Source organism: Daejeonella sp. (assembly GCF_044342615.1).
In the GTDB taxonomy this organism is placed as follows: domain Bacteria; phylum Bacteroidota; class Bacteroidia; order Sphingobacteriales; family Sphingobacteriaceae; genus Daejeonella.
Genome location: NZ_JBIIPN010000117.1, coordinates 1 through 8,184 on the forward strand (window position 1 = coordinate 1; position 8,184 = coordinate 8,184).

Here is an 8,184-nt window from a genome sequence, read left to right on the forward strand (position 1 = left end):
AAAAAAATATGGAAATATTCAGGTAATTATAGGGGTGGTTATAGTCTGGATAGCAATTTGTTTTGGAGCATATCATATTCAAAATGAGCAACAGTTTTATGCTTTGGCCGTAGTTGTGGGATTAGTAATGGGAGGTATTCAATCTATTTCTAGGTCAACATACTCTAAATTTTTGCCTGAAAACACACCAGACACGGCTTCTTTCTTTAGTTTTTATGATGTTACAGAGAAATTGGCTATCGTTATCGGCTTATTTAGCTTTGCCTATATTGAAGAATTTACAGGAAGTATGCGTAATTCAGCGGTAAGCTTGGCAAGCTTTTTTATTATTGGATTACTCATTTTAATATCATTATTATTTTTAAAGTCAGATTCTTCCACTTCTTTAACAAAGGATTAGATTTTTTTTCTGAATTTAGCGCTGCTTAATATATTTTATGAACGTTGAATTATTTATCCCTTGCTTTATTGATCAGCTATATCCTGAAACTGCTTTTAATACCGTTAAAATCCTTGAAAAGGCAGGATGTAAGGTTATTTATAATGCTGAGCAAACTTGCTGCGGACAGCCAGCTTATAATGCGGGTTTTTGGGAAGAAGCAAAAGTTGTTGGAGGTAAATTCTTACATACTTTTTCTGAAAATAATTATATCGTCTCGCCATCTGCCTCTTGTACAGGTATGGTGAAAAATTCTTATAATGATCTGTTTACCAATACGGTAGTCCATAATAAATGCAGAGCAATTCAAGCTAATATTCATGAGTTAAGTGATTTCTTGGTAAATATCATTAAGAAGGATTATTTCGGTGCAGAGTTGGAGGGAAGAGCGGTTTATCATGATTCTTGCTCGGGACTAAGAGAATGTAAAATTAAAGATGAACCAAGACAATTATTAAGCAAGGTTCATGGTTTAGAGTTGGTAGAGATGAAGGATACAGATGTTTGTTGTGGTTTTGGAGGGACATTTGCAGTAAAATTTGACTCTATTTCAAGTGCTATGGCCGAACAAAAGGTAAATAATGCCCTTGAGATGGATGCTGATTTTATTATTTCAACCGATTCATCTTGCCTTTTGAATATACAAGCTTATATCGATCAGCATCACATTCCTATTAAAACTATGCACTTGGCAGATGTTTTGACTCATGGTTGGGGAAATGTTTAATCAAAACGTGCTTTTGTCTATAATTATAGCCATTTAGCCGATTAAATTGTTGTTTTGATCATTTTTCCCTTAAAAATTCTTAATTTTGTAATGAAATGAAGATCATTTTGTAGATGATCATTTAATTTTATTGAACATAACTAATAAATCATTTTGTAGATGATCAAAATTACACTTCCTGATGGGTCTGTTCGTGAATATGAACAGGGGACCACTGCTCATCAAATTGCACTTTCTATTTCTGAAGGTTTAGCAAGAAACGTATTGGCTGCCGTAGTCAATGGTGAAATATGGGATTCATCCCGTCCAATTGGAAATGATTCTACTGTTAAATTATTGACTTGGAATGATCAAGAAGGTAAATCTACATTTTGGCATTCCTCAGCGCATTTAATGGCTGAAGCATTAGAAGCACTTTATCCAGGAACTAAATTTGGAATCGGACCAGCCATTGAAACTGGTTTTTATTATGATGTTGATTTTGGAGATCGTGAATTTTCTTCTGATAATTTCAAAGAAATCGAAGACAAAATCATAGAATTGGCAAAGTCTAAGTCTGATTTTTCTAGAAAAGCTGTTTCTAAATCGGATGCAGTTTCATATTTCACAGAAAAGAATGATGAATATAAGTTAGATCTGATTAAAGATTTGGCTGATGGTTCCATTACTTTTTATACTCAAGGCAATTTTACTGATTTATGCCGCGGACCACACATTCCGAATACAGGATTTATTAAGGCTGTAAAATTGATGAATGTGGCAGGTGCTTATTGGCGCGGTGATGAGAGTAAAAAGCAGTTAACACGTATTTACGGGGTTACTTATACTAAGCAAAGCGAGCTAACTGAATATCTTCAAATGATTGAAGAAGCAAAGAAACGTGACCATCGTAAATTAGGTAAAGAACTTGAGCTTTTTGCCTTTTCTGAAAAAGTAGGTATGGGTTTACCGCTATGGTTGCCTAAAGGTGCTGCTCTACGCGAGAAACTAGTTAATTTTCTTCAAAGAGCTCAGGTTAAGTCAGGTTATGAGCAAGTTATAACTCCTCATATCGGACATAAAAATCTTTATATTACTTCAGGTCACTATGAAAAATATGGCGCTGATTCATTTCAACCAATAAAAACACCACAAGAAGGAGAAGAGTTCTTCCTAAAACCAATGAACTGTCCTCATCACTGTGAAATTTATAAAACTAAGCCTCGTTCTTATAAGGATCTTCCAGTCAGATACGCTGAATTTGGGACTGTTTATCGTTATGAACAGAGTGGTGAGCTTCATGGTTTAACACGTGTTAGAGGATTTACTCAAGATGATGCACACTTATTTTGTCGCCCAGATCAGGTTAAAGAGGAATTTAAAAAGGTAATTGATCTTGTTTTATATGTATTTAAGGCCTTAGGTTTTAATGATTATACAGCGCAAATTTCATTAAGAGATCCTGAAAATAAGACAAAATACATCGGTACTGATGAGAATTGGCAATTAGCTGAATCAGCAATTATTGAGGCAGCCGAAGAAAAAGGTTTGGCAACAGTAGTTGAATTGGGGGAGGCAGCTTTCTACGGCCCGAAGTTAGATTTCATGGTTAAGGATGCTTTAGGTAGAAAATGGCAATTAGGTACTATCCAGGTGGATTATAATTTACCAGAAAGATTTGAGTTGGAATACACAGGAAGTGATAATTTGAAACACCGTCCTGTAATGATTCATCGCGCTCCATTTGGCTCTCTAGAGCGTTTTGTGGCTGTTTTAATTGAACATTGTGCCGGAGAATTTCCATTATGGCTTAGTCCTGAACAGTTTATCGTTCTACCGATCTCTGAAAAATATGAGGATTATGCAAAAAAAGTTTTAGAATCGCTTAATAATTCCGATATTCGCGGGCTGATTGACTCTAGAGATGAGAAGATTGGTCGTAAGATTCGTGATGCAGAGGTAAAGAAAATTCCATTTATGCTCATTATTGGTGAGAAAGAAATGGAAGAAGGCACGGTTTCTGTTAGAAGACATGGCCAGGGTGATGTGGGAAGCATGACGATGGAAGAGTTTAGTAATCAGTTAGTTAAAGAAATTACAATTTAAATTAAAATATAATTTGGCATTAGGTAGACCAGGCTTTAACAGAGGACCACGCCCTCCGTTTAAAAAGAAAGAAGCAGAACATAAGATCAATGATTTGATCAGAGCACCTGAGGTGCGTTTGACTGGTGATAACGTGGAGACAGGTATCTATCCATTCAGAGAAGCTCTTGCTATGGCTATTGAGCAGGATTTGGATCTTGTTGAAATTTCTCCGAATGCAGTTCCGCCAGTATGTAAGATTGTTGATTACAACAAATTTATATACGAGCAGAAGAAGAAAATGAAGGAGATTAAGTCCAACGCTAAACAAACGGTAATTAAAGAAATCCGTTTTGGACCTAATACCAGTGATCATGATTTTCAATTTAAATTGAAGCATGCTATTGGTTTCCTTGAAGGTGGTGAAAAAGTACGTGCATATGTACACTTTAAAGGACGCGCCATTGTTTACAAAGAACAAGGAGAAATCCTTTTATTAAAATTTGCTCAGGCTTTGGAAGATGTAGGTAAGGTGGAGCAATTACCAAAGTTAGAAGGCAAGCGGATGTTTTTAACCGTAGCACCTAAAGGCACTGGTAAAAAGTAAATTGTTGTTTTTTGATTGCTAAAAAGCTTTTGTGAATAACAATATTAAAATGAATCATTATAAATAAATAAATAGAGAGTTATGCCAAAAATGAAAACGTGTTCCAGTGCAAAAAAGCGATTCAAGCTTACTGGAACAGGTAAAATCAAAAGAAAGAACGCTTTTAAAAGTCACATCTTAACCAAGATGAGTAACAAACGTAAGCGTGCCTTGGGTCAGACAAGTTTAGTTTCTGATGCAGATTCAGGCAACGTTAAGCGTATGCTTTGTATAGGCAAGTAATCAACCAATTAATTTAACCAGGTATCAGGTATTAAGTTTCTAAAAAGAAACACCGCTTACCAAAAAACAAAACAACATGCCACGTTCGGTTAACGCAGTAGCGTCAAGAAGAAGAAGAAAAAAGGTCTTAAATTTAGCCAAAGGCTATTGGGGATCAAGAAGCAAGGTATTTACCGTTGCTAAAAACACAGTCGAAAAAGGTTTGCAATATGCTTACCGTGACCGTAAAAACAAGAAAAGAGAGTTTAGAGCTTTGTGGATTCAGCGTATTAATGCTGGTGCACGTCAGCACGGATTATCTTACTCTGCTTTAATGGGTAAATTAACTGCAAAAGGAAATCAATTAAATCGTAAAGTTTTAGCTGATTTAGCAATGAATCATCCGGATGCATTTAAAGCTGTTATTGATTCAGTAAAATAATCTTAAATATATTATTTGGAAAGGGAGCTTTTAGCTCCCTTTTTTTATGCTTAAATTTTTATATTCACATACTTCTTATCAGGGATTCGTATATAAAAAAATCATTTCCGACAAATGTCGCTGATTATAGCAGAGAATTAAAAGATTTTTCGCAGATACGCTAAGACAGAGAGAAGGATTAATTGACAAGAAGGAATAGACCTGTTTTTTTGCGTCTCTGCGCCTTTGCGAGAGTTTAATTTTGCGTCTCGCAGAGACACAAAGACGCAGAGAAATGATAACCTTACCGACTGGTACGGTGACAACACCGACCAGAGGACCGGCTATACTCCATGACTTTAGTGCAACCTGTCATTGCGAGTGTAGCGAAGCAATCCCTTTTCTACTAACAAGAGTTTGCTTCGTCGTGCTTCCTCGCAATGACATGGTGAGCTAATTTCCCTATGGACGCTTTTGTCACAACCTGTCCTTTTTTCAAAACAAAAAAACATTTCGCCAAGATTTTTTGCGTCTCTAAGAGAGGAATTTTAAAAAACCGATTTAAAAGTGAATGATATAAATCTTCAATATTAAATAGAAAAGATAAAGAAAATATTATTTGAATATTAAAGAGGCGAGGGGGATTGCTTTGAAGCAATAATAAAAAACCCATCATTCTTTTGAGTAAAAGAATGACGGGTTTTAAGGAATTCTTATTTTTCGAGAACCTTAGTCACTAATGCAGCTGCTTCTTTAAGAAGAATTGCTGAGTACACTTGAAGTCCTGATTCATCAATTAATTTTTTCGCTTCAACAGCATTTGTTCCTTGTAAACGAACGATGATTGGCACTGGAATGTTACCAATTTCTTTGTAAGCATCAATAACACCTTGAGCTACACGGTCGCAACGAACAATCCCACCGAAAATATTGATAAGGATAGCCTTTACATTTGGATCAGAAAGGATAATATTAAATCCAGCTTTTACAGTTTCAGCATTTGCCGTTCCACCTACGTCAAGGAAATTTGCTGGCTCACCACCTGCAAGCTTAATGATATCCATAGTTGCCATAGCTAAACCTGCACCATTTACCATACAGCCCACGTTTCCGTCAAGCTTAACATAGTTTAGATTCGATTTACTAGCTTCAACTTCCGTAGGATCTTCTTCTGCAGTATCGCGCATCGCTGCAAAATCAGGATGACGAAATAAAGCATTATCATCTAAATTTACTTTAGCATCTACCGCAAGTATTTTATTATCTGATGTTTTTAAAACTGGATTGATTTCAAACATCGACGAATCAGTAGCTTCGTATGCTTTATATAAGGCTGCTATGAATTTAGTCATGTCCTTAAATGCATCACCACTTAGACCAAGATTAAAAGCGATTTTACGAGTTTGGAAACCCTGTAAACCAACTTTAGGATCAATTTCTTCCTTAAATATTAAATGTGGAGTGTGCTCAGCAACCTCTTCAATGTCCATTCCTCCTTCGGTGGAATACATGATAATGTTACGACCCTTTGAACGATCAAGCAACACACTTACATAAAACTCTTTGGTTTCGCTTTCACCTGGGTAATAAACATCTTGAGCAACTAATACTTTGCTTACTAGTTTACCTTCGGGACCAGTCTGAGGAGTTACTAATTGCATTCCTAAGATTTGGCCTGCTTTTTCTTTAACCTCGTCTAGATTCTTAGCCAACTTCACTCCACCACCTTTTCCTCTACCGCCAGCATGAATTTGAGCTTTTACAACTACCCAATCCGAATTATAATTTACTTTTAGCTTCTTAGCTGCATCAACAGCCTGCTCAGCAGTGTCGGCAACAATACCTTCCTGTACTCTTACACCGAAGCTTTTTAATATTTCTTTACCCTGATATTCGTGAATATTCATTTACTTATTATTTGTTGTAAAACTACGTTTTATATTACAAACATGAAAAGGACAAATGAAAAAAATGTTTAATTTATTACATTATATTCTCTAACAAACAATTTGCACCTTTGTATATAAAGAATGTGTAAATCCATGCTTCAAGCTAAAGGAATTCAAAAATCATACGGAACATTGCCTATCCTAAAAGGGGTAGACTTAGAAGTGAAAAATGGCGAAATTATTACCATTGTAGGTGCCTCTGGTGCTGGTAAAAGTACTTTGCTACATATTATTGGTACACTTGATCGCCCTGATCAAGGTAGTATTTTAATTAATAATGTCGACGTAAATTCTTTATCGCCTAAAAAGCTTAGCGCCTTTAGAAATGAACAAATTGGATTTATTTTTCAATTTCACCATTTATTACCAGAGTTTACTGCATTAGAAAATATTTGTATTCCAGCTTTTATAGCAGGAAAAAGTAAAAAAGATGCTGAATATAAGGCGTTTGAACTATTAGAGATGCTCGGACTATCAGATCGTGCTAACCATAAACCTAATGAATTATCTGGCGGAGAACAACAACGTGTGGCCGTAGCAAGGGCAATGATTAATAACCCTGCTTTAATACTAGCTGATGAGCCTTCAGGTAATTTAGATTCTATTAATGCCGAAAATTTACATCAATTGTTTGTTCATCTTAGAGATACATTAAACCAAACATTTGTAATAGTTACGCATAATGAAAGTTTGGCTAATCTCGCGGATAGGAAAGTATTAATGAAAGATGGTCAGATAATTAACTATTAATATGTCTGTATTAATTACCGCTGCTTCTGATTCTGCTGCATTTCGATTAGCACGTTTATTTAGTGAAAAAATTCTTTACTTCGGTTCAATTGAGGAAATACCTAATTTTGGTGATACAAAATTTATTAAAATCCCATCTGCTAAATCGCCAAGTTTTGCCCACGAATTATTAAAGATATGTTTGGATAATCATATAAATGAAGTTTATCCCCTTGTTTTTGATGAAATTGTTGAATTATCTGCTTCAAGAGTTCTTTTTGATGAATTTAATATTAAAATCATTATTCCCTCGATTAACTATATTAATTTAGAGTTATTAAAATATCCTCATATATTAGTTAATCTGCTTGTTTTAATAAATGGTGTGATTGTAGCAGGAGAAATCCCTCCTAATAACTGTTTACCATTTCAGGAAGAAAATGGAGTTTTTCAGTGGGAATTTATAGACAAAGAAGTAAAATTTAGTTTATTTACTGTTTAATATGTTGACTTATAAAGATTTAGATCCCAGTAAAAAGGCTTTTATATTTGAATTAGATAATGTTTTATATCCTGAACAAGATTATCTACTTCAAGTTTATTATTTATTTGCCAATTTTATTGAATTCACTGAAGGTTTTCCTCCAGCATCAGATTTAACTGATTTTTTTAAAAATGCCTATTTGCATCATGGCGATGATGGTATTTTTGATCGAGTACAAGAAACTTTTGGTATAGATGAGAAATACAGGGAAAATCTTACCCGTCTTTATAAAACCGCTCGTTTACCATTGAAATTAATTTTATATCACAATGTTATTAGACTTTTACAGGATATAATAGTGGATAGAAAAACGATAATTATCATAACAAATGGTTTGCCCGAGATACAAATCAATAAGATCATGCAGACAGAGTGGAATGGTCTTGAAAAATATTTAAAGGTTTATTACGTTGAAGAAATAGTTCCTAAACTTGCATCCGATC

Annotated in this window: 10 protein-coding genes; 9 read left to right on the plus strand and 1 reads right to left on the minus strand. The window is 34.8% G+C overall.

What is annotated here, in order from left to right:
- From ACIQ0D_RS09940 to rplT, 6 genes are all read left to right on the plus strand, one after another.
- Positions 1 to 400 (plus strand): MFS transporter (locus ACIQ0D_RS09940; RefSeq protein WP_395805179.1); only part of this gene is annotated, 400 nt, incomplete at its 5' end.
- A gap of 37 nt (positions 401 to 437) precedes the next feature.
- Positions 438 to 1,166: a (Fe-S)-binding protein gene (locus tag ACIQ0D_RS09945; RefSeq protein ID WP_395805181.1), complete on the plus strand. Its 729-nt coding sequence runs from the start codon at positions 438 to 440 to the stop codon at positions 1,164 to 1,166.
- A gap of 159 nt (positions 1,167 to 1,325) precedes the next feature.
- Entirely contained in the window at positions 1,326 to 3,251 is a 1,926-nt protein-coding gene (gene thrS, locus ACIQ0D_RS09950; protein WP_395805183.1) for a threonine--tRNA ligase, read from the plus strand.
- A gap of 13 nt (positions 3,252 to 3,264) precedes the next feature.
- Positions 3,265 to 3,837, plus strand: a complete 573-nt coding sequence (gene infC, locus ACIQ0D_RS09955) for a translation initiation factor IF-3 (protein WP_291402350.1) — start codon at positions 3,265 to 3,267, stop codon at positions 3,835 to 3,837.
- An 81-nt stretch (positions 3,838 to 3,918) separates the two neighbouring features.
- The gene (rpmI, locus tag ACIQ0D_RS09960) at positions 3,919 to 4,119 is read left to right on the plus strand and encodes a 50S ribosomal protein L35 (RefSeq protein ID WP_090705136.1); all 201 of its coding nucleotides are present in this window, start codon (positions 3,919 to 3,921) and stop codon (positions 4,117 to 4,119) included.
- Between the two features lie 76 nt (positions 4,120 to 4,195).
- Positions 4,196 to 4,540 (plus strand): 50S ribosomal protein L20, encoded by a 345-nt coding sequence (gene rplT, locus ACIQ0D_RS09965; RefSeq protein WP_291402345.1) that lies wholly within the window; start codon positions 4,196 to 4,198, stop codon positions 4,538 to 4,540.
- 692 nt (positions 4,541 to 5,232) lie between these two features.
- Here rplT and sucC read toward each other — a convergent pair.
- Entirely contained in the window at positions 5,233 to 6,426 is a 1,194-nt protein-coding gene (gene sucC / locus ACIQ0D_RS09970) for an ADP-forming succinate--CoA ligase subunit beta (protein ID WP_395805186.1), read from the minus strand.
- Between the two features lie 135 nt (positions 6,427 to 6,561).
- On the opposite strand from sucC, the gene ACIQ0D_RS09975 reads away from it, so the two are divergent.
- The 3 genes from ACIQ0D_RS09975 to ACIQ0D_RS09985 all read left to right on the plus strand — a co-directional run.
- A complete protein-coding gene (locus ACIQ0D_RS09975) occupies positions 6,562 to 7,218 on the plus strand; it encodes an ABC transporter ATP-binding protein (RefSeq protein WP_395805188.1) in 657 nt (218 codons plus the stop codon).
- A 1-nt stretch (position 7,219) separates the two neighbouring features.
- A complete protein-coding gene (locus tag ACIQ0D_RS09980) occupies positions 7,220 to 7,699 on the plus strand; it encodes a hypothetical protein (protein ID WP_395805190.1) in 480 nt (159 codons plus the stop codon).
- A 1-nt stretch (position 7,700) separates the two neighbouring features.
- Positions 7,701 to 8,184, plus strand: a 484-nt coding sequence (locus ACIQ0D_RS09985) for a haloacid dehalogenase (RefSeq protein ID WP_395805193.1), incomplete at its 3' end; no start/stop codon positions are given.

What these genes read in the sequence shown, in the direction of transcription:
- ACIQ0D_RS09945 (WP_395805181.1), top strand. Translation starts at nt 438, where the DNA reads ATGAACGTTGAATTATTTATCCCTTGCTTTATTGATCAGCTATATCCT.
- thrS (WP_395805183.1), top strand. Translation starts at nt 1,326, where the DNA reads ATGATCAAAATTACACTTCCTGATGGGTCTGTTCGTGAATATGAACAG.
- rpmI (WP_090705136.1), top strand. Translation starts at nt 3,919, where the DNA reads ATGCCAAAAATGAAAACGTGTTCCAGTGCAAAAAAGCGATTCAAGCTT.
- rplT (WP_291402345.1), top strand. Translation starts at nt 4,196, where the DNA reads ATGCCACGTTCGGTTAACGCAGTAGCGTCAAGAAGAAGAAGAAAAAAG.
- sucC (WP_395805186.1), bottom strand. Translation starts at nt 6,426, where the DNA reads ATGAATATTCACGAATATCAGGGTAAAGAAATATTAAAAAGCTTCGGT.
- ACIQ0D_RS09975 (WP_395805188.1), top strand. Translation starts at nt 6,562, where the DNA reads ATGCTTCAAGCTAAAGGAATTCAAAAATCATACGGAACATTGCCTATC.
- ACIQ0D_RS09980 (WP_395805190.1), top strand. Translation starts at nt 7,220, where the DNA reads ATGTCTGTATTAATTACCGCTGCTTCTGATTCTGCTGCATTTCGATTA.